Origin of the sequence: Nostoc sp. FACHB-190 (assembly GCF_014696905.1) — a bacterium.
Classification (GTDB): domain Bacteria; phylum Cyanobacteriota; class Cyanobacteriia; order Cyanobacteriales; family Nostocaceae; genus Nostoc_B.
Window position 1 is genome coordinate 76,769 of record NZ_JACJQW010000018.1, and the last position, 20,569, is coordinate 97,337.

At 39.0% G+C, this 20,569-nt stretch carries 17 protein-coding genes; 9 read left to right on the plus strand and 8 right to left on the minus strand.

Annotated elements, in window-relative coordinates:
- Window positions 1-312 precede the first annotated feature (312 nt).
- Window positions 313-726, plus strand: coding sequence for an AbrB/MazE/SpoVT family DNA-binding domain-containing protein (locus H6G28_RS19630; protein ID WP_190590752.1), 414 nt, complete (start codon window positions 313-315; stop codon window positions 724-726).
- A 58-nt stretch (window positions 727-784) separates the two neighbouring features.
- On the opposite strand, the gene H6G28_RS19635 is transcribed toward H6G28_RS19630, so the two are convergent.
- Window positions 785-2,683: a chloride channel protein gene (locus H6G28_RS19635; protein WP_190590753.1), complete on the minus strand. Its 1,899-nt coding sequence runs from the start codon at window positions 2,681-2,683 to the stop codon at window positions 785-787.
- Window positions 2,684-3,480: 797 nt separating this feature from the next.
- On the opposite strand from H6G28_RS19635, the gene H6G28_RS19640 reads away from it, so the two are divergent.
- Window positions 3,481-3,861: a hypothetical protein gene (locus H6G28_RS19640; RefSeq protein ID WP_190673339.1), complete on the plus strand. Its 381-nt coding sequence runs from the start codon at window positions 3,481-3,483 to the stop codon at window positions 3,859-3,861.
- Window positions 3,862-4,138: 277 nt separating this feature from the next.
- Here the strand turns inward: H6G28_RS19640 and apcA are convergent, their stop codons facing one another.
- Window positions 4,139-4,624: an allophycocyanin subunit alpha gene (apcA, locus tag H6G28_RS19645; RefSeq protein WP_190590755.1), complete on the minus strand. Its 486-nt coding sequence runs from the start codon at window positions 4,622-4,624 to the stop codon at window positions 4,139-4,141.
- A gap of 752 nt (window positions 4,625-5,376) precedes the next feature.
- Here apcA and cupS point away from each other — a divergent pair.
- Window positions 5,377-5,778, plus strand: coding sequence for a CO2 hydration-associated protein CupS (cupS, locus tag H6G28_RS19650; protein ID WP_190590756.1), 402 nt, complete (start codon window positions 5,377-5,379; stop codon window positions 5,776-5,778).
- Between the two features lie 376 nt (window positions 5,779-6,154).
- On the opposite strand, the gene H6G28_RS19655 is transcribed toward cupS, so the two are convergent.
- Entirely contained in the window at window positions 6,155-7,774 is a 1,620-nt protein-coding gene (locus H6G28_RS19655; RefSeq protein ID WP_190673342.1) for an ArnT family glycosyltransferase, read from the minus strand.
- A 409-nt stretch (window positions 7,775-8,183) separates the two neighbouring features.
- Between H6G28_RS19655 and H6G28_RS19660 the strand changes: the two genes are divergently transcribed.
- A complete protein-coding gene (locus H6G28_RS19660; protein ID WP_190673345.1) occupies window positions 8,184-9,761 on the plus strand; it encodes a hypothetical protein in 1,578 nt (525 codons plus the stop codon).
- Between the two features lie 597 nt (window positions 9,762-10,358).
- Window positions 10,359-11,156 (plus strand): sulfite exporter TauE/SafE family protein, encoded by a 798-nt coding sequence (locus H6G28_RS19665; RefSeq protein ID WP_190590759.1) that lies wholly within the window; start codon window positions 10,359-10,361, stop codon window positions 11,154-11,156.
- A 36-nt stretch (window positions 11,157-11,192) separates the two neighbouring features.
- Here H6G28_RS19665 and H6G28_RS19670 read toward each other — a convergent pair whose 3' ends face one another.
- Entirely contained in the window at window positions 11,193-11,858 is a 666-nt protein-coding gene (locus H6G28_RS19670) for a cadmium resistance transporter (RefSeq protein WP_190590760.1), read from the minus strand.
- Window positions 11,859-11,881: 23 nt separating this feature from the next.
- Between H6G28_RS19670 and H6G28_RS19675 the strand changes: the two genes are divergently transcribed.
- From H6G28_RS19675 to H6G28_RS19690, 4 genes are all read left to right on the plus strand, one after another.
- Complete coding sequence (locus tag H6G28_RS19675) at window positions 11,882-12,565, plus strand: cadmium resistance transporter (RefSeq protein ID WP_190673348.1); 684 nt, start codon at window positions 11,882-11,884, stop codon at window positions 12,563-12,565.
- A 456-nt stretch (window positions 12,566-13,021) separates the two neighbouring features.
- On the plus strand, window positions 13,022-13,828 hold the full coding sequence (locus H6G28_RS19680) for a GNAT family N-acetyltransferase (RefSeq protein ID WP_190673351.1): 807 nt from the start codon (window positions 13,022-13,024) through the stop codon (window positions 13,826-13,828).
- Window positions 13,829-14,002: 174 nt separating this feature from the next.
- A complete protein-coding gene (locus tag H6G28_RS19685; RefSeq protein WP_190673354.1) occupies window positions 14,003-15,613 on the plus strand; it encodes a glycosyltransferase family 39 protein in 1,611 nt (536 codons plus the stop codon).
- A 216-nt stretch (window positions 15,614-15,829) separates the two neighbouring features.
- Window positions 15,830-16,978, plus strand: coding sequence for a putative hexosyltransferase (locus H6G28_RS19690; RefSeq protein WP_190673356.1), 1,149 nt, complete (start codon window positions 15,830-15,832; stop codon window positions 16,976-16,978).
- A 2-nt stretch (window positions 16,979-16,980) separates the two neighbouring features.
- On the opposite strand, the gene hetI is transcribed toward H6G28_RS19690, so the two are convergent.
- From hetI to H6G28_RS19710, 4 genes are all read right to left on the minus strand, one after another.
- Window positions 16,981-17,769, minus strand: coding sequence for a 4'-phosphopantetheinyl transferase HetI (gene hetI, locus H6G28_RS19695; protein WP_190673424.1), 789 nt, complete (start codon window positions 17,767-17,769; stop codon window positions 16,981-16,983).
- Window positions 17,750-18,142, minus strand: coding sequence for a carboxymuconolactone decarboxylase family protein (locus H6G28_RS19700; RefSeq protein ID WP_190590766.1), 393 nt, complete (start codon window positions 18,140-18,142; stop codon window positions 17,750-17,752). Before H6G28_RS19700 ends, hetI begins: the two co-directional genes overlap by 20 nt.
- Before the next feature lie 243 nt (window positions 18,143-18,385).
- A complete protein-coding gene (locus H6G28_RS19705) occupies window positions 18,386-19,588 on the minus strand; it encodes a hypothetical protein (RefSeq protein ID WP_190673359.1) in 1,203 nt (400 codons plus the stop codon).
- Window positions 19,589-19,645: 57 nt separating this feature from the next.
- Window positions 19,646-20,362 (minus strand): hypothetical protein, encoded by a 717-nt coding sequence (locus H6G28_RS19710; protein ID WP_190673363.1) that lies wholly within the window; start codon window positions 20,360-20,362, stop codon window positions 19,646-19,648.
- Window positions 20,363-20,569: the final 207 nt, after the last annotated feature.

Consider the following 20,569-nt stretch of genomic DNA (forward strand, 5'->3'; position numbering starts at 1 on the left):
GGGTTGCTTATCATCTTATGTTCCCAGAAGCAAGCTGACTGAGTAGATAAACTTTTTTGCCTTAGTTTAAAAAACTTAAACAATTATAGTTTAGCAGTTTTTTCCAAACTATATATAGCCATCAGCATTAGTCGATATCTAAACAATAGATTGTCTTGACATTATTGATAATTGTGCAACAATTCTGGCTAGGATTGTAATATACTTGGCTAGGTTGATATAAAAACGAATGAATTTTGTTCCTATCAACTCAACCTCAGCTAAAATAAAATCGATTCAACTACTTCAACCATTCATTTTCAACCTAAGTTGATGCCTAAACAGAAAAAAATTGAACCCCTAGTTGGGGAGGATCTGCTCAAAAAAGTCAAAGAGCTAGAGAACCTTAGCAAAGAAGAAAAAGCTAAGGAGTGCGGCTACTATACCGTGACCAAAAATGGTATAGAGCGTGTCAATATGATGAAATTTTTGAATGCTCTCATTGATGCTGAAGGCATTCAGTTAGATAGTGCGCCGAATGCAAATGGACGCGGTGGACGCAGTGCCAGCTATCGGATTAGTGTGCAATCTAACGGTAACTTACTGATTGGTTCTGCTTACACAAAACAGATGAATCTCAAGCCCGGTGACGAGTTTCTGATCACTTTAGGTAAGAAACACATTCGCCTGCGCCAAGTAGATCCAGAAGACAGAGAAGGTATTGAGGAAATCGAAGCCTCAGCATAATAAATAGTCAAGAGTGCAAAGTCAAGAGTCAAGAGTCAATAGAAATCATGACTATTAACTATTGATCATTGACCATTGACTTTTGACTAAAAATATATTGGTGGAGTGTTTTGCGGGTGACGGCTAAATTGCAGGTTAAGGCAATTTGCTCTTTTTCTAATAAACCCAAAATCCGCTCTTGGTTGTCTCTAGCTACCACTGGTAACTGATGCAAACCACGCAAAGCCATTCGATCTAAAGCTTCAGATAAAGGTTCATCCCGCCAAGCATAGAGAATTTCTGTGGTGCAAATATCCATGAGAGTTTGATTGGATAATTCACCAGTATTTTCTGTGGCAGAGTTTTGGTAATTTTGCCAGCGAGTCAGAGCGCGATTAATATCTTCTAAAGAAATAATCCCGACTAATTGCTGGGCTTCATTAATTACTAAAGCACTGCGTGTGCGATCGCGGGTCATTTCCATCGCGGCTTCTAACAATCCTAAAGTTGCAGGTAATTTTTTTGGACAGGAAAGTACAGCATCTTCCACTAAAATTTCCTGCACAATTTCTGCTTGCTCATCTTTTAAATCGGCTAAACCAAATTGTTGCAGCTTTGAGTTAGAGTTAACATTTGGTTTAATTTGATCTATCAACCACACACTTAAACCCACTGCCGCCATTAACGGTAAAACAATGCGGTAATCACGAGTTAATTCAAACAGCATAATAATCGCAGTTAATGGCGCTCTCACACTAGCCGCCAACACAGCCGCCATACCCACCATTGCATAAGCTGGGGGTGCAGCCATGTATGCGTCAATTCCTGGGACAATGAGACATAGAATTTTCGCATAAGCCGAGCCAAAGGAAGCGCCTAAAAACATGGCTGGGGCAAATAAACCACCCACAAAACCACTCCCCGCACTAATGGCTGTCATGAATAATTTCACTACCAGCAAAGCCAGCAACAGATTTAAGGAAAATTCCACATCTTGCAGCATGGCTTGGACAGTGCCATAACCAATGCCTAAAATTTGGGGAAATTGCAAAGCCACTAGGCCTAAAATTACCCCGCCGATAATTGGGTGAATTGATTTGGGGATACGTTGAAAAAATTCCAAGCCAGGAATTGTGCCAGCAAAGCAGGCTTTAGCTAACCGAATTAACTCGGTATAAGACAAAGAAATTAAACTCGCGCCCAAACCCAAGCCGAGGTACAAAGGTAATTCAAACGGGCTACGGACTTGATATGCAGGTAAAGTAAAGGCAGGTTGCGCCCCTAAGCCAATTTGGGCAATTAACGCCGCCACAACCGCCGCGAGTAACACCACACTCACCGCCGAAGTGGCAAAAGATGTCGCCCCCATAACTACTTCTAAGGCAAAAAATACCCCAGCGATCGGTGCATTAAATCCGGCGGCTAAACCTGCGGCTGCACCAGCACTTAACAACAAACGCTGACGTTCTTGGGAGACTTGAAGAATCAGAGACAACAACATCCCAAAGTTAGCGCCAATTTCCACACTCGGCCCTTCTGGCCCCAAAGAAGCCCCACTTCCCAAAGAAACAGATGCGGCAATCATTTTGGTGACAGGCCTCAAGGGACGCTGAACTGCTGTGCCTTGGGAGGCGGCGATTAAAGTTGACAAACTAGGGCCAAAATCTTGGGTGTGCCAGCGCATTAATCCGACAACTAATCCACCCAGAATGGGGACACAGGCTAAAGTCCAGCCACCCCAAGCACCAATGACACTCATCAAGTCTTCTAGCATCAGATGGTGAATTAGCTCAATTAAATAGTGGAAGGTCACTACACCCATGCCAGTACCACCACCAATTAATATGGCTAAAAACAGCACAACTGTTTCCGGTGTGGGTTGAAAACGGTTTAGGAGATGTGTTAAGCGGTGAGAAGGTGTAGGAAATGCAGGTTGTTCCGTTACCTTCCTGACGTTGGTGGGAGGCAAGAGAGTCATTGAACGGTAGGGGTAAATGTAAGAAAAAATTTAAATAGTTATCTGTTATTTCTCATTGTGAGCCATTATTTATCAACCAGACAAGTAAGTGAGATGAGGTGGATTTATGCAGGAGAATTCAGAAATCAGGAGCCAGAATTCAGTATGTAGACGGTAGTAGCAGCTTAAGCGTGACTATTTCGCGTTTTAACAAATGCTGTGGCAAAACTCCAATTCAATAATTTTACGTAATTAAAACTCTCTCCCTTTGCGGGTAGAGTATTCTGAATTCTGTTTTCTGTTTTCTGACTCCTTTTTATAAAGCTTTGATTAAAAAAATATATTGGGTGAAGTTTTCTAGGAGAACAGTCAGATGAGAGAAAATTAATATTCAATGGTCAGCGATCGCTGGTATGGTACAAATTAGCAGTTTCGCAATTTTCTGCCGATAAAATACATTATTAAGGTATTGAGTAGATTTACCATGAGTGAGCAGCAAACAGCAGTCATCCTCACTCAAATCTAGCTATACTCGTGTTGCGACCATTGAGTTATCCCTAGTAGAACACTTAAAGGATGGTTGACTGTGCCGATTTTCGATTTGAGATTGCCGATTTTAGATGTTTTTGGTTCATCTGTCGTCACTAGCAGGCAGAATGTATTCAAAATCTTCAACTTCTGCACCCCGTGTTCAGAGTCAATCCCAAATCACTGGCTTCAGTCCGTCATACTCGACTAGTAAGGCTACTGTGCGTTACTCACAAATTCAATATACCTATCTTTATCGAGCAAGTAGATGGACTAGGCGGACAAGGTAAATGAACACACCCATATTTGATAATCATTATGTTACTTGCCCAATTTGCCAAAGAAATGCTAGACCCAAACCAATCAAGGCTTACATAGGTTTATTTACCTGTCCCTATTGCCAGGAAAGATTAGTTGTCTGTCGTAGTGGTCATTATGTCCGCGATCCTTTTACTTTTAAGCATATACTTTTAGCTTCGGCATTGCGTCGCCAAAGTAGCCCCTTGGCAAGAATTATTCGGGATTTTCTGCCGCTAAGACGACCTTTGCTTACTCTAGCACTTGGCGGTGCAGTTTTATTCAGCGCGATCGCCTTTATGCAGCAAAACACCAACCACGATGAGTTGGCATTGCCGAAAAACGAAAGGCTTCAAGAAAGGAAGTTGGATTAGGAATGCCAATTAGGCTCTAAGTTTAATTACTCACCTGATCAACAAGATACCCCACGGCTTAAAGCAGTGGGGTATATAAATCACTTAATTTTGACAATCAAGTAATATTGCTAGATATCATGATTGAGTTAAACCATCATATCTATTCGGGTCTTTTTTCTCCTTTTTTTTCTGAGGATCTTTTTTTTGTTTTTTGACTTCTCTATTACCTTTTTTTTGCTTCGACATCATCAATTTCCTCTGTAGTGTTAACTCAAGTAACAGTTGCAACTATCAACTACTGAAGACTAGCGATGAGGTAGTCAAAGTACCCACTGACTTCTTGAGAATCTTCTACTGACATCATCGAGATAGTGGTATTCTTCATTCCACGAATACCTTCTACTACCGCTTCAATGGGAGTACCCAGAGACCGATACATTTCACGAGCGCCTATCACCCCAACCTCTTGGATAGGTGTGCTATCACCAGCAATGATACTGTAAGTGATCAACCGCAGGTAATAATCCATATCCCGCAGGCAAGTAGCAGTCATTTCTTGACCGTAAGCGTTACCGCCAGGTGAGACAATATCTGGACGTTTTTGAAACAGTTGATTTCCAGCTTGCTTAACTATGCGATCGCGATTTGCCGTTAAATCTTGAATCACCCGTAGACGGCGCTCACCACTCTTGATAAAGCTTTTAATAGACGCTAGTTCTCCGGGGTTAAGATAGCGAACTTCTGCATCTGCATTGAGAATTGACTTGACGATCAGGCTCATGAAGAGACTCCTTTAAAAAATTCAGAAAAACCGACTTTTTCGTTTGCCTAAGTTCAATAGACCTCTTGCATGAATCCTTTGGTGTTGCCAACCATATTATTTAAAAGCTCACGCCTTCACCCTTGGCGTTCCCGAAGGGTAGGCGCAAAGAAAAATGCAAATAAATAACTGTTCAACTATTTGTGTAAGAGGTCTAATAATTCACCGAAATCATGGAAAAAATTTGCAGAGCTTAAATTCTGAATATGAATTAGTCAATTAGGTAATTTTGCCTCTTTAATTTGAATGACAATTATATTTATTGTCTTCAATTTGTCTCGACATTTATTTGTATTACTTTAGACATATTTTGGTTGCCACAATTTAGGTTTCGCAGTCTTTTATCATAAAAATTGATACCTAAAAATGTATCTAATGAGGCTTGTATACCAAAATATTCTAGCTTTTTACGAAGAATATTATCTACAAAAATCGGGTGTAATCCTCTTAATGTGATTGCTGATTTTTATCACTATACTATGTAGGCTATGTTTCAGCCTACCCGTTTAGTATAGCAGTTATGTTTTACTTTTTACAGATTAGATTTCTTGGTATTAATTAGGTAGGCAAGTGAAAAATAAAATTAGTTTTTTTGTATAAAAAACATCCAGTAATGAGGCTATTTTTTATTTAGACAAATCTGTAGCAAGAAATACTATTTTTTCTAAAGTAGGCTATAGTGATGAGTAGATTACACAAACTAGGTAAAAACCTTGGCTGACATAATTGACACCGCCGTTCAGGCTGGTTCTTTCAATACCCTAGTTGCAGCAATCAAAGCTGCCAATTTGGTAGATACTCTCAAAGGTGCTGGGCCATTTACTGTTTTTGCACCTACTGATGAAGCATTTGCTAAACTACCAGAAGGCACAGTAGATAAATTACTTAAAGACATTCCAAAACTTACGAAAATTCTGACTTACCATGTCGTTTCCGGCAAGGTACTTTCAGGTGAAGTAGTTAAGCTGAAATCAGCTACTACAATTGAAGGTTCTGATGTGAAAATTGATGCTTCTCATGGTGTCAAAGTCAATGATGCCACTGTTGCCACAGCAGATGTTGATGCTGATAATGGTGTCATTCACATTATTGATACTGTATTGCTTCCTGCCTAAGTAAATGCTTAGATAGTAATGCTGAATGTGAGGGGTAGTGACTATTTATTGATGTCACTACCCCTCATAATTTGAGATGTATTTTATGTGGAGTTTTTATACATCATTATATTTTCAACATGAGTCAGGCATTGAATATTAGGAACGGTGAAGAAGTAGAATGAAGCAGAAGTTAGAATTCAGAATTCAGGAGTCAGAATCAATTAATGGCGGGTCTGAATCACCCACTAGTTGAAAACCGTTAAATCTCCTATTTAGAATAGTAGGTTGGGGGTAGCGATAGTGTAACCCAACAAAGTATGCGTGAATGTTGGGTTCTGTTCCTCCACCCAACCTGCACCAGTCTAAGTTGTTACCTTAACTGAACTGTATTGCCTTATAAACGAGGAGTTTCTTTTGTCACTAATTTCCAACCTTCAGCTTGATCAATGATTTTCATGGATTCTAACTGGAGGTTATTTAGTGCGGCAGCATTGAGTAAAAAGTAGGGTTTGCTACTGTATTGCCAATAATATTGCAGTTCGTCAGCCTTAGCTGGAATAATAGTGCGATCGCTGTAAAAATCTAAAGACGAACGATGGTGAGGAAAAGATGTATAAATCTTTTTGACAGCAGGATTCACACGGGCTATCATCGTCGCCACTGGTTTAACTGGATAAGCTTCGGATAATTCCCAAGCCCAATAGTTAGATTTCACTAATAAAAATAATGCAATATAACTTCCCCAAAATAAAATCTTTAAAAATTGCCCATCACCACGTTCTGCTAAAATTGCTGCCAAAATCATCGTGATTGCAACTGCGGCAAAAATCAGTTGTAAATCTGTTTTGGGCGGTATACCCCAACTAAAATACATACTACTAGCAGAAGCCAGAACCGCCAGTACAGACAATCCCACTACCCAACTGCGGGGATAAGATGACAATAAAGGTAAGTTTTCTGTCTCAGCTAATAGCGCCCCAAAGGCTAAAGCTAAAGCCGGGTATATTGGCAAGATATACCAAGGTAATTTGGTATCTAACAAAGAAATACTAACCAAATAAAAGCCACACCATACCTGAATTAATTTCGCCCAACTCAGGTTGCGATTTTCCCAAACATAACGCCAAGTTTGGGGTAAAAATAGTAACCAAGGCCATGTCCACTTCAAAAGCTCAATCATGTAATACCAAGGTACTTGATAACTATTGATGAGAAATGTATCAACTTGGCTACGAGATTGATTTTGTAAGCCTACTTTCACCACAGCATAACCATAGTGCGAGATTTGGGCAACATACCAACCTACAGTCGGCAAAATTCCGATTAAGATACCTGTCCAGAAATAGTAACTTGTGAGCAATCTGGGGGTATCCCAAAATAAAAATATCATAGCGATCGCACCCAGAAAAATGCCGAAAAACCCTTGTGTGAGGCAAATCAAGCCAAAACTAATCCCCACGCCCAAGCAATAGCGTAAATCACGGCGCGATCGCAATACACACAGCATCATCACTAGCAAAAAGCAGACTAACACGCCATCGCTCATCGCTAATCTGCCATAACGTACCACAGGCAGCATTGTCAGATAAATTAAAGCACTATAAACCGCCGCCCAACGTTGACGAAAGATTTCTCGCCCAATGCAGTAAAGCAACGGCACAGACAAAGCTGTTAAAATTGCTCCGGGTAAACGTGTTGTCCACTCATTCACGCCGACAACAGCGTAAGTTCCCGCAATTAACCAATGGGCTAGAGGTGGCTTGTTATAGTAGGGTTCGCCGCCTAAAGTCGGATAAAGCCAACGTAGAGAACCTGCGGGTGCATTCCAAATTTCACGGGAAATTTGAGCGATCGTTCCTTCATCCCAATCTCGCAACGGTAAGTTTCCCAGATTGATACTAAATAATAGCACTGCCGCCAACAGCAATACTAATATCCAAACCCAATCAATCCATTTTTCCAGCGCCCGATGCTGCTTTTCTCGATGACCCCAAATAAAGCTTCCTTGTTGCATATTCTACGATCATCATTTTACTTGCTAGTTTGACTTTACTTAGTGCTGAGGAGTCAGTACGTTGCTTACTGAGTCAAGAAAAAGTACTCATTGACCTATGCAGCATTTCAATTTCACTGGAACTAGCGCCTTCATGCTAACGTGGATGGTTTTTCAACTCAGCACTCAGCACTTTCAACTCAGCATTTTGTATTGCATAGAGACCAAAGCGCATCTCTAATGTTGCACCCTGTTACAACATTTGTCTTTACAATTACTAGATTCCCAGGTTAACTCAATTTTCTCTGATTAGCGATAAATTTTTTGAGCAACCCTACTATTTTTTTTCATTTTATTTAACACTCATTGATTGCTAAAAATGATACAACTGTTACCAACCAGGTGTGTATTATTTGTTGGGAAACAATCGATGAGTCTACCTTTTATACTAGATATAACAATTGGATTAGTATTTATTTACTTAATATTAAGTTTATTGGCTTCAGAAATCCAGGAACTACTGACAACAGTATTGCAATGGCGGGCTGTTCACTTAAAAAAATCAATTGAAATTCTGATTGCAGGTGATGTCAGCAAATCAGATGATGATAATGTTATTCAACTGGTAAACGACATATATAATCATCCGTTGCTGCAAAGTGTTAACCAAGAAGCTAAAGGATTTTTAACAACCTTACCACGGAAGTTTATTTGGTTATTATCCTCTATTCTGAATAAGATTTCTCTGCCAGGGGAAAAGAGAACTAAAAGTATTTTTGGGTATCTCAGAAATGGCAAAGACGAAGCAAGAAAGCAAAAACATAGTGCGCCTTCTTACATCCCGGCGGAAACCTTTGCGACAACCTTGATGGACACATTAGGCTTACCTAAGCTCGTCCAAAAGTTAACAGAATCAAGACTGATAAATTTTACACATCAGCAGTTAGCAGAATTTGAAATTATCTTATCTCGGATAGAAGCGAGGATAGATCATACAGATGCTCATATTCAAGAGTTTTTAGCAAATACTCGTGATGAATTTAATCAAACTGTAGCGGAAAGTTTTAAACTCATTATTGCTGATTTCCAGAAAGATAAAATAGATTTATCTACAAGCCTGAGTCGTATGGCTAAAAGTGTAGATAGATACATTGGATGTTTTGCTGCTGATATGCCAGAACATGAATTATTAAATAATGCTCTTGGGCGGTTAAAAGTTTTAAGAGCAGATACTTTTGATGATATTGAACAGACAATTTGTTTAAAAGGATTACGCCCTGGGATTAACGAAGTTGTGCAGTTAATTAGTGTTGGTAGTGAAGTCCAGCAAGAGTTTATCAAGGAGTTTCAAGATCAAGATAGCGAAGCATACCAAACATTTCAATATCTCAGCCAAAGATTAGAACAGTTTAGTCAAAAACTACCGCCCTCTGTGGTGGGTAATATGGCAACATTAGCTAAACGCGCTCAACTGAAAGCCAAATCAACAGAGGATGGCGTTAATATATTACGCCGCGAAATTGAGCAAACCTTTAATAACTCAATGGAACGCGCCTCTGGTGTTTATAAGCGGAATGCCAAAGGTGTGGCGTTGCTAATTGGTTTTGCGATCGCTATTATTGCCAATGCAGATACATTCCATATTGTCAGCAGATTATCGAAAGATACCGCAATTCGCACAGCAATTGTCAATAGTGCCGGTCAAATAGTCGAAACTAATAACGCTCAAGATTTAAAACAACTCAAAGAAGCAACCGACCAAGTTTTGACAGATATTTCTCTCCCAATTGGCTGGAACCAAGTCAACCTCGACCAACAAATACCAAAAGCCACTAGAAATAATCAATTTACAATCGCCTTCATCCAACACTATTTAACAATGCTTGCTGGCTGGTTTGTCAGTGGAATTGCCATTTCAATGGGTGCGCCTTTTTGGTTCGACTTACTGAGTAAGGTTGTCAATGTGCGTAATTCCGGGAAAAAACCCGCAGTTCCTAATCGTGAATAAATTAGGATTTACGCCTTAAGACGAAAAATTAAAGGTTTGGGGTACGGAAAGGTTTAGGTTTTCGACATTCCGCTTATACCCCTAAACCCTTAAACCCCTACACCCCATCTCAACATTCCTGACAAAAAGTATTTAAAAAACATAAATTCCCCTCACATTGGTGAGAATTGGACAGACATAATACCAATAATTTTGGTAATTATAAATCTAGCCTTAGTACATCTGGTCTTTTCGCTACATCCATAGGACTTACGCAAAAAAACGAAAAAATAAGGTTTTAGAACAGGGTGCAGGGGTATGAGGGTGTAAGGGTGTAAGTATTCAAAACCCCACACCCAATTCCCACAGATATTTTTGCTGCGTAAGTCCTGATCCAGTCAGATTAGGCTAGACGTTTTGTCCTATTTATAGGTAAAATACGGTAAACCAGTCGGCTTATAGTTCTTTGCTAAAAGCACTGTAAAAAAAACTGTTCTTCATCTTCAACAAGGATCATCTCTTACCACCAAGGGCTTCCCCTAGCACTTGGCGGTAGTTTTTCCTGTTTTGCTGTAGACAGATTTGACTGTACGAGAAACCCGCATTTTTGGAAGGAGTATGGATTATTTATTATTGCCACTATTAAGCTTCTTGGTGGGCATTGTCGTTGGCTTAACAGGAATTGGTGGAGCTTCTCTCATCACCCCAATGTTGATATTTGTTTTTCAAGTTCCGCCATCAATTGCTGTCAGTTCTGATGTTGTAGCCGCCACCTTAATGAAGGTAGTTGGCAGCATTAAGCATTGGCAACAACAAACCTTGGACGCTGAAGTAGTCAAGTGGCTGGCTTTGGGTAGTGTTCCGGGTTCAATGTTGGGTGTGGGGATACTGCACTATATCAAGCACGCTGGAGAATATAACCTAGACAGTATTTTGCTGCGCTTGCTAGGGGGGACAATTTTACTCATTACTGTACTAGCGTTGGTACAACTGTTACTTTTGACATTTTTTCCTAAATTCAGTTTACCAGAACTACCAAAAATCGACTTAACTACTCATTTAGGTCGTTTCTACACCATACTTTTGGGGTCAGTTTTAGGCTGTTTGGTTGGACTAACGAGTGTTTCTTCTGGTTCGATGTTTGCCTTGGTACTCATAGCCTTTTTCCGCCTTGATGCACGTAAGTTAGTAGGGACAGATATTTCGCAAGCTGCAATTTTATTATTGTTTACCTCCCTAGGACACCTCAGCTTAGGCACAGTTAATTGGAATTTGGTGTTACCGATATGGTTAGGTTCCGTTCCGGGAGTATTGTTGGGTGCAAAAATCTGTCAAATAGCGCCACAACGCCCACTGCGATTTATTATCTATGCAATCTTGATGATGGTAAGTTGGAAGTTAGTTTATCAAGCTTAGTGAAAGACTAGAGGCTAGTGTTCATCATCAAATAAACTATTGACTATTGACCCAAGGTAGTAAGTTGAATGTACCTCTTTCGTACATAATGAATAAACCTAAGCCAATTAAGACAAAAGGCACAATAATTTTACCGTAGCGACTTAAAAGATAAGCAATGGTAGTGTGTTGGCTCAAAAAATACGCAACAGTACACCAAACACCAACCATAATTAAAAATACACTTAAAATTACTCCCAAACTGGCAAAGGTTTGACCAGCAAATAAGGGAATATAAATACTAATATTATCCCCACCATTAGCAATTGTGACTGCGGCAACTTTATAAGTTTGGGGATGCAAAATACTCAAAATTAAAGATAATAATGAATTAACTGGTGAATGCTGTTTAAAATCAGTGTTTACTTCTTGAATGGCGATAGTTTCTTGTTCTCGGTTGAGCAATTGCATCACACCGATCGCAATTGGTAAGATTCCGAGTAATCCTATCCATTCACGCTGCACAACTAAACCCCCAAAAAACCCTGGTAAGCTGGCAATGATGATAGCTAAAAACCCAAGATATTGACCAAATATAATATGCCGCCGTCGAAATTTACCACCTACCTGAGAGAATAGTAGTAGTAGAACTATGATGTCATCAATATTAGTAGCAGAGAAAGCAATGATGCCTTCAAAAAAAGATGTAGCTAAATTATTCATACCCAAGTTTCAGCCTCTAGCAAATGGATGATTTAATTAGTGCAATTAGTACAGGTGTTGTTGCCTTTAGCGCCACTAATATTGATGATATTGTGATTTTGCTACTTTTTTTTTCGCAAATCAATACTGATTTTCGACCGCAACATATTTTTGTAGGACAGTATTTAGGTTTTACTGTCCTAGTCATTTTAAGTTTATCTGGTTTATTTGGTGGTTTTGTTTTAGGTGCTAACTGGTTGGGATTGTTAGGCTTGATTCCCATCGCTATCGGTATTAGTAATTTGATTAATCCAGAAGATGACAATCAAGAAGAGTTGGTAGCAGAAAATTTCACGTCTTCAGGAAGAGATACTATTAGTTTTATCGCTCCCCAGACTTATAGTGTTGCGGCAGTAACTATTGCTAATGGCAGTGATAATATTAGTGTGTATATTCCACTGTTTGCTAGTAGTAATTTAACTAGCTTTTGGATAATTATTGGGGTATTTTTTTTATTGTTGGGTGTTTTATGCTACGTTGCTTATAGGTTAGCTGATCAAAAGGCGATCGCAGATATTTTAACTCGCTACATTAATCAGCTTGTACCTTTTATTTTAATCGGTTTGGGTGCTTTTATTGTCTTAAAAACTGGGGCTTTAAGTTTAATCAAATTAGCTGTAAGTTGTTGCTGCTTAGTAGTATTGATGCGAAATGACGAAGCCAGTTAATTTGGCTCATCAGATAGGGTATAAAGGATGAATTCATAACCAGTTTGTATAACATTTAACCAAAAAACACTACATAATCTGAAAATTGTCTATTGACAACAAAATTAATTCATGTATTCGTAAAATTTGTATCTTATTGCCAGATTTTTCTTTAACTCAAAGGCATAATAAAAGCACTCATTTCTCACTCTGGTGACTCTACTAACTTCTCAAATCATGACGGGGAGAGGATTTGTTGATGAAATGGGGAAAATCAATACTGTTTTCAGAAGAGGTTTGGTGATAATTCTCAGATAAACCTGACACGCTACTAAGTCAAGATTTATCAAAAGACCTTTCTGGAAATATATCCTAGAAAATCACGCCTGTAACGCTTTGGTATGATAGTGCATCGAATGTTTGAGTAAAGCGTGTGAATTGACTAGGATATCTCCGCACATCTCAGTTGGAAGACAGATGGAAATTTCTTACCGCAACATTCATTATTCACGCAATCTTTCTTCTTCTTGGACAGATTTTCCAGTCCTTCAAACCGACAAGTATATTTTGCGACTGGCTGCAACTGAAGAAGAATTAGAATCTATCTTCCGCTTGCGGTTTGAAGTTTTTAATCTGGAATTAGGCTTGGGATTTTCTAGTTCTAGCCTCACCCAGATGGATAGGGATAAATTTGATGAAGTTTGTCATCATTTAATGTTGATTTCCAAACAAACTGGTCAAACAATTGGCACTTATCGGATGCAAACTTATCAAATGGCATCTCAAGGTTTAGGTTTTGATGCAGCTGATGTGTTTAATCTCAGCACAATTCCTGAACATATACTGCAAACATCGGTAGAAGTTGGACGTGCGTGTATTGCTAAAGAATTTCGTCACAGTCAAGCCTTGTTATTACTGTGGGAAGGACTAGCAAATTATCTCATCTGGAGTAAGAATAAATATTTTTTTGGTTGTGCTTCATTACTCACACAATCTGCGAGACAAGCTGCTTGTGCATATCATTTTTTTCAAAAAAACAATTTCACGCATTCAAGTATTTTAGTATCTCCCAATTCGCCATACAAGTTAGAAATTACGCCACCTAATTTAGATAAATGTCAAGTAGAAATTCCCAAGATTTTACAAGCTTATTTAAGTATCGGGGCTAAAATATGTAGTTTACCAGCGATTGATCGACAGTTTAAAACAATTGATTTTTTGACTATTTCTAATCTAGAAAATTTTACAAAATGGCATTTACCCAAGTGTTTGAAAAATAAATAATTTTACTAGTGTCCGCCATCTTTCATCTCCCTATAAGACTCATATTTGATTTATGAAAAAAATCAGGACACTCAGGTCAAGCTTCTTTCCTACTCCCTACTCCCCATTCCCTACTCCCTGCCTACACAACTAGATTCAGAAATCAAATCGGATTCCTATATAATTTATGTAACTATGCAGCAGAACACCATCATGCCAAGTTGGTTGCGGTTTTTAATTATTGTTTTGCTGGTGATGGCTGTATTGTTCCGCTTTTTTAATCTAGATAGCAAAGTTTATTCTCATGATGAAACATATACATCATTGCGAATTTCTGGCTATACAGTTGCGGAAGTCAAGCAGCAATTATTTAATAATCGTGTAATTTCTCCAGAGAGTTTAACTCAGTTCCAAGGTGTGAATTCCCAAAAAGGACTGAGTGATACAATTATGTCTTTAGCGAAAGAAAATCCGCAACGTACACCACTTTATTTTGCGATCGCGCGATTTTGGCTAGAGATTTTTGGTAATTCAATTACATCGATTCGCAGTTTATCAGCTTGTATTAGCTTGTTAGTATTTCCGGCTATTTATTGGTTATGTCGGGAATTATTTCCTGTATCCTTATCAGTATCTGGGATTGCGATCGCACTTGCCGCAGTTTCTCCAGTTTATCTGATATATGGCACAGAAGCCCAAGAATATATTCTGTGGTTTGTCATTATTATCATTAACAGTGCTGCACTCATCCGCGCTTTACGACTAGAGTCAACATCTGGAGATAAATCAACACCAGATCAGTTTTCTCATTGGAGTCTTTATACAGTCACTTTAGTATTAAGCCTCTACACCTGTATATGGAGTATATTGGTTGCGATCGCACATGGAATTTATGTGATCACAATTGCCGGATTTCGCTTCAATAAAGCTTTTTTAGCTTACCTCTCAGCTTCAGTTGTCGCCTTTTTTGCATTTATTCCTTGGCTAATTATTGGATTAGCCAAATTTTTGCAGTTCTTAATCTCAAATAATGAAGTAAATAGCCAATTACCATCACAGCCTGTATTCCCATTCTTACTAACACAGTTCAGAAGAATATTTTTTGATTTAGATATGATGTTAGATAACAATTACAGTTATCTAATTTTAGGACTTTTGGTAATTTTAGTCGGATGTGCAATTGCCTTTCTCTGTCTGACTGCTAACTATCAAACTTGGCTATTTATTGTAATTTTGATGTTAGTACCATCATTACCATTAATTTTATCAGCCTTAAACTCTGGTGGCATCGAGATAGGTTCTGAGCCATATTTTTTCCCAGCTTATTTAGGTATTCAAATTGCTGTTGCTTATTTGTTAGCTACACAAATTCATAACGGTGGTTTAGCAAGACGCAGAATTTGGCAAATCATTTTATCACTGCTGATTGTTACTGGACTAGTTTCGGCGCGGGTATATTATCAAGCTGGCACTTGGTGGAATAAAGGCGTGAGTTATGATAACTTCCAAGTTGCTCAAATTATTCATCGTTCTTCCCGTTCATTATTAATTAGTGATGGGGAAGAAATTAATTATGGGAATATCTTTTCTTTGAGTTATCTTTTAGATCCAACTGTCCAATTAAAGTTGGTGAAAAATCAAATTATTCCCAAAATTCCCGACGGCTATACCCAAGTTTTCCTACTCAATATTGCTGATACTTGGCGACAAAAATTAGCAACTCAAAACCAAGCTAAAATAAATCTTGTTTATCGAGATGAGTATTACTCACTCTGGGAATTACGCCAACCTCGTAAATCTCCCTAAAGTCTGATTTTGCCAACCATTTAATCTTAAGTAATATTATGATAGTGAGTTAGGCACTAAACTTGTTGACGAAAATATAGCGAAGTGTCATCCAAAATGAAAGCCAGTAGGGTGTGTTAGGCGTAAGCCGTAACGCACCGAAAACTTTGCTGTAGATGTATTACACCGTCGCTAATACATCCTACATATATTTCAAAAATCAAATATGATTCCTATATGAAAAAACTAATTAAACAACCAATACTATTTAAAAATATTAATTTCCCCATAAATGACTATCTTTTTATAATTTTAATGTGGCTCGTGAGCAGACTTGTAATTATTATTGCTATGCAAGTTGTTGCTCCTTTAATGCACACATCACCTGTGCATCCATACTGGCAACCTCCATATCCCCTAGACTATAATCCTGGTTTTTTTCCGCAACCAGGTTGGGAATTATTTTCTCATTGGGATGGCAAGTGGTATCGCAAAATAGCTGTTGAAGGTTATAGCTATGCTAGAGATGGCAATCAATATCCTATTGCTTTTTATCCCTTATTTCCCTTAATTAGTCGTGGATTAATGGTGTTGGGTTTACCCTTTGAAGTAGCGGGTACATTAGTAAATAATTTTGCTTTTTTAGGGGCATTGCTACTGTTATATTCTTGGGTCAAAGAACGTCATGGAAGTTATGTGGCAAAATGGTCAACTGCTGTGATGATTTGGTGTCCGTTTTCTTTATACGGCACAGTTATTTATACTGAAGGTTTATTTTTATTATTGACTACGGCAGCCTTGCGAGCATTCGATAATCGTCAATATGTTTGGGCTGCTATTTGTGGGGCTTTGGCTAGTGCAACTCGCGCCACAGGAATTACATTATTACCTACTTTTATTTTGCTTGCTTGGCAAGAAAAGAAACCATTAAGTGCTTATCTTGCCGGATTTTGTGTCCCATTAGGATTAATTTCATTTAGTGTATATTGTGCCATTGCTTTCAAAGATCCTTTAGCATTTGTGCATATCCAAAAAGCATGGGCGCAACCAAGTTGGTGGTACATCTTAACTGATGCTATTACTATGGACATAGGTAATTTAACTAAAATTGTGATGGTATTTGGTGGTGGTTATATGTTGTGGTATTTTCGCCACCAGTTGAGTAAAACGGCTGTAACCTACGGTTTTTGTTCCTTGTTACTCATCATCTTCTCTGGAGCATTGATGTCTGTTAGTCGTTATGCTTATGGCATTGTGTCGCTTTCATGGGCATTAGGTTTGGTATTTTCTCGCCACAATCCTTGGGGATATGCAATTTTAACTTGGTTTGCCATATCACTTTATACTTACGCTTTTAATTTTTCTATCTGGAATTGGGTGGCGTAATATTAGGAGGATTTTTTCACAGTTCTTTCGTTGAACTGCCAATATTTGAAATCCAAACCAGAAGCCGCCACAGCCACAGCCGCACGATAATTATCAGCAGGTGTAAACTCCACAAGACTCCAGTCTTCAGATGTGAGTAATTTAGCACTTTGTTGAGGTGTGAGAGATATTTCTACTTGCTCTAACTGCGAAATTCCATCACCTGTGGCTTTTAAATAAGCTTCCTTACAAGTCCAATAACGAAAAAATGCTTCTGGTTGTTGATGAGGAGGAAGCGATCGCACTAACTCATATTCTCGCGGTAAAAAGAACCTTTGAGCAAGAGCCTCCAAATCAGAAACAGAACGCATATACTCTAAATCAATGCCAATTTTGCTTGTGTAATTCACCGCACACAAAGCCAAATCTTGAGAATGCGACAAATTAAACAACAAACCACTAGCTGCTAAACCATCAGCCAAAAGTGGTTTACCACGAGGTTCATAGTCAAATCTTACTTCTTGTGGTGCAATCTTTAAGTAACGACTCAATATATTTCTCAAACTACCACGACCCGCAATGAAACGCTGGCGATGTTCCACAAAACGAAATCGGTTAGCGCGAGTCAGTTCATCACTAGATAAAGTTACAGCAAAACTTTCTTGTAGTGAGTCTACTATATCAAGGTCAATTCGCCAGATATGAACTTCATTCGCTGATAAAGTTAAATCTGCGGGTGCGGGTAGCCATGAATCGTTAATGTCAGTCAAAGTCTTTCTATTAAGCTCCTCATTATGACTGAAATTGCTCATCCACTGGAATTTTATAACCATTAGCCAAACGATTAGTCATATTTGCAGTCCCAACAATCGCCAGCAGTTCGCCAAACATCGCATCATTCATTCCTTTAGCACGGGCAGCAGCCGTATGGGACGATATACAGTAATCACAGCCATTCGTCACACTCACAGCAATATAAATCAACTCGCGCACCAGTGGGTCAAGTTCACCAGGGCCAGTCATCACTTCCTTAATTGTCTGCCAAGTACGTTGTAGCGTCGGCGGATGATTAGCTAAAGCTTTCCAAAAATTATTAATGTAATCTGTTTGTCGTGTTGCACGAATATCATCATAGACTGCACGAACTTCGGCGCTGGCTTCTTCGTATTCGATCAGCTGAGTCATAAATAACAACAATTTGGCATTTTGGCATACTCATCTTAAACCGAATGGGTATTCTAAGGAAGTGGGATATTTTTAGGTGAAAAGTACTAATTAATATATCCCTCGGTAGCTTGCCGAGGGATTTTTATTAATCAAAGATAGCTGGGATGGTAATTTGCAGTCCAACTCTCAACCAACCTAAAAAACAATGGTAAATGCCGACCTGAAAGATATTGAAGCTTTTTCAAAAATCAAAGATGACTCTTAATATTTCACACAAGTTTTTGTTCTGGTGGTGCGCTTTTTATAGCTGAGTACACCCAATAAAGGTGTCAGCAATAGTATAGCGGTCAGTGTTGATGGTTCATCCACCCTGACTGGTGGTGGTGTGGTTGGGGTTGGGTTGGGAGTAGGTTGAACAGGTGGAACCACTGGAGGAATTGTGACTGCACGAGAGGAATTACCACCACCTCCACCTGTCAGGAGTAATAGCAATAAAAGCGCCGGACTGAGATACAAGGGGTTAAAAGCACTTCCAGTTATGGTACCAACATCTAAAGCTAGTCCAGTATCTGACTCTAGCAAAAATGAGTCTGGTTCTAATAATGCGATGTCGGGGTTGAGTTCTTCACCACCTATAGGGATACCTTCAATGTTGTCTAACTCTTTTGGTGTGTCCAGAGATACCCGCCCATAGTTAGGACTTGTTGTGTAGTTAGGTGAATAGGGAAAGGAAAAGATTCTTAAAATGTTTTCTTGTAGTGCCTCTTCATTTCCAGTTTTTAAAGCATTTAACCCTTGCGAGAGGTTATTTAAATAAAACTGCGTCATCTCAGGAGGCAAATCTAAAGCACGAATCTGCTGTTGGAGATTTGGAATTTTTGATACCTCAACCAAGAGTTCACGCCCGAAAGAATACTTCAAATCTAATAGTCCGTCTCTGGGACTAAGAGAATTATCACCTCTAGATATTGGCGACCAAGCAAAGTTTCTAGTCACTGCACCCAAACCAGCCACTGGACTGCGGCTCACAGGCTGGCCGAGGACGTATTGATAACCATCTACAATTGATGGAGACTGTCTTTTCCAAAACGATGCGAAAGGAATTTCTGGTAGTCGTTCATTATTGCCGTAAAAAGCCGCAAAATTCTGGTAGTTTTGCTGTCCCCCGGCGGCTCGAATTACTAAATCGTAGTAACTAGGGCCACCATTAATTGCCAGTAATTGTTGCAGGACTGTGCCAGTTTTATTACAGCCAGTACCACTACCCACAATACAACTAGGGATGACGATCGCATCACTGAGATTACGATTTTCTAGCTGATATTGGAGGTACTCACGCTCCAATCCTCTTTGGATTTTACGCTGTCCTACATTTAGTTGTGCGTTAGCAGATTGGCAAACAGACAATACTACTGCCAAAGACGTTAACGAAATTCCTATGCTTTTGACAGTTGATTTCAACAAGATACATCTCCTGGTCAATAAACGAAACACCACTCACAAGCCATTCAATCATTCGTGTTATTTTTGGTTAGGTTGGATATTCTCTCCTACAGAAGTTGGCACTGCACTCTTGGTTGAGTTGGCATTGACTTTATCAGATATTTGAATGTTGAGGGTAATTGCTGTCCCTTTGATTTCTCCTGCTGCACCATTACCAATGGTGTGGTAGACGACTAAAGCACGGTTGGGTTGGTCAAACAAAAACCCGCGACGGGAAGCTTTGATTTTGCCTTCTTTGACTAAAGAGATAAAGGATTCTAAATATCTACGTATGCTTTGACGATTTTCTTGATCACCATTGAGATGATGCTCAATCAGCGTCATAAAAAAATCTAAGGTGCGGTTATCTTGACCTTCAATTAAATTCCCACCGTCTAAAAAAGAACTGCCAACCAGCTTTCCATTTAGCTCTTGAACTTTAAATAAGGTGTAATAACGTCCTTCTTTTTTCGGGTCATTGACATAACATACCCAGGAACCATCTTTGCTCTGAGTAAATCCCTCAGCAGCTAGGTATGAAAATAAAGAATTGCTAGTTTTGGCTTGGGGTGGTGGTAATAAAGATTCCACAGGATCTAAAGAGCAAATCCGCTCTGTTGTGGGTTGGGGTTCTTTGGGAGCCTCTTGGGCGTAAGCTGGTAACGAATTATGTTTTAAGGTTGTCGCCGTGGCTATTGCTGTAAATGTTAGTAGTTGCAGCGCAAATGACCTAGATAAACCTGGAATTATCTTCATATTTTTACCTTTTATTTTTGCTTGGGGTGTCAATAATAGGGATTTTTAATAGATATAGGTTGAGCTCTTAAATCATAGAACCAAAGTAAGTTTTCTTTCTTTGAAGTTTTATCGGTTTCTACGGGGTTTCATTGTAGCAATTTATAAGATTTCATAAAGCTGCTTTTTGGTAGCAATTTTTCTCAGTGTCGGATTTGCAGAACTTAA

Coding starts and splice junctions, on each gene's coding strand:
- H6G28_RS19630 (WP_190590752.1), top strand. CDS start 313: ATGCCTAAACAGAAAAAAATTGAACCCCTAGTTGGGGAGGATCTGCTC.
- H6G28_RS19635 (WP_190590753.1), bottom strand. CDS start 2,683: ATGACTCTCTTGCCTCCCACCAACGTCAGGAAGGTAACGGAACAACCT.
- H6G28_RS19640 (WP_190673339.1), top strand. CDS start 3,481: ATGAACACACCCATATTTGATAATCATTATGTTACTTGCCCAATTTGC.
- apcA (WP_190590755.1), bottom strand. CDS start 4,624: ATGAGCCTGATCGTCAAGTCAATTCTCAATGCAGATGCAGAAGTTCGC.
- H6G28_RS19655 (WP_190673342.1), bottom strand. CDS start 7,774: ATGCAACAAGGAAGCTTTATTTGGGGTCATCGAGAAAAGCAGCATCGG.
- H6G28_RS19660 (WP_190673345.1), top strand. CDS start 8,184: ATGAGTCTACCTTTTATACTAGATATAACAATTGGATTAGTATTTATT.
- H6G28_RS19665 (WP_190590759.1), top strand. CDS start 10,359: ATGGATTATTTATTATTGCCACTATTAAGCTTCTTGGTGGGCATTGTC.
- H6G28_RS19670 (WP_190590760.1), bottom strand. CDS start 11,858: ATGAATAATTTAGCTACATCTTTTTTTGAAGGCATCATTGCTTTCTCT.
- H6G28_RS19675 (WP_190673348.1), top strand. CDS start 11,882: ATGGATGATTTAATTAGTGCAATTAGTACAGGTGTTGTTGCCTTTAGC.
- H6G28_RS19680 (WP_190673351.1), top strand. CDS start 13,022: ATGGAAATTTCTTACCGCAACATTCATTATTCACGCAATCTTTCTTCT.
- H6G28_RS19685 (WP_190673354.1), top strand. CDS start 14,003: ATGCAGCAGAACACCATCATGCCAAGTTGGTTGCGGTTTTTAATTATT.
- H6G28_RS19690 (WP_190673356.1), top strand. CDS start 15,830: ATGAAAAAACTAATTAAACAACCAATACTATTTAAAAATATTAATTTC.
- hetI (WP_190673424.1), bottom strand. CDS start 17,769: ATGAGCAATTTCAGTCATAATGAGGAGCTTAATAGAAAGACTTTGACT.
- H6G28_RS19700 (WP_190590766.1), bottom strand. CDS start 18,142: ATGACTCAGCTGATCGAATACGAAGAAGCCAGCGCCGAAGTTCGTGCA.
- H6G28_RS19710 (WP_190673363.1), bottom strand. CDS start 20,362: ATGAAGATAATTCCAGGTTTATCTAGGTCATTTGCGCTGCAACTACTA.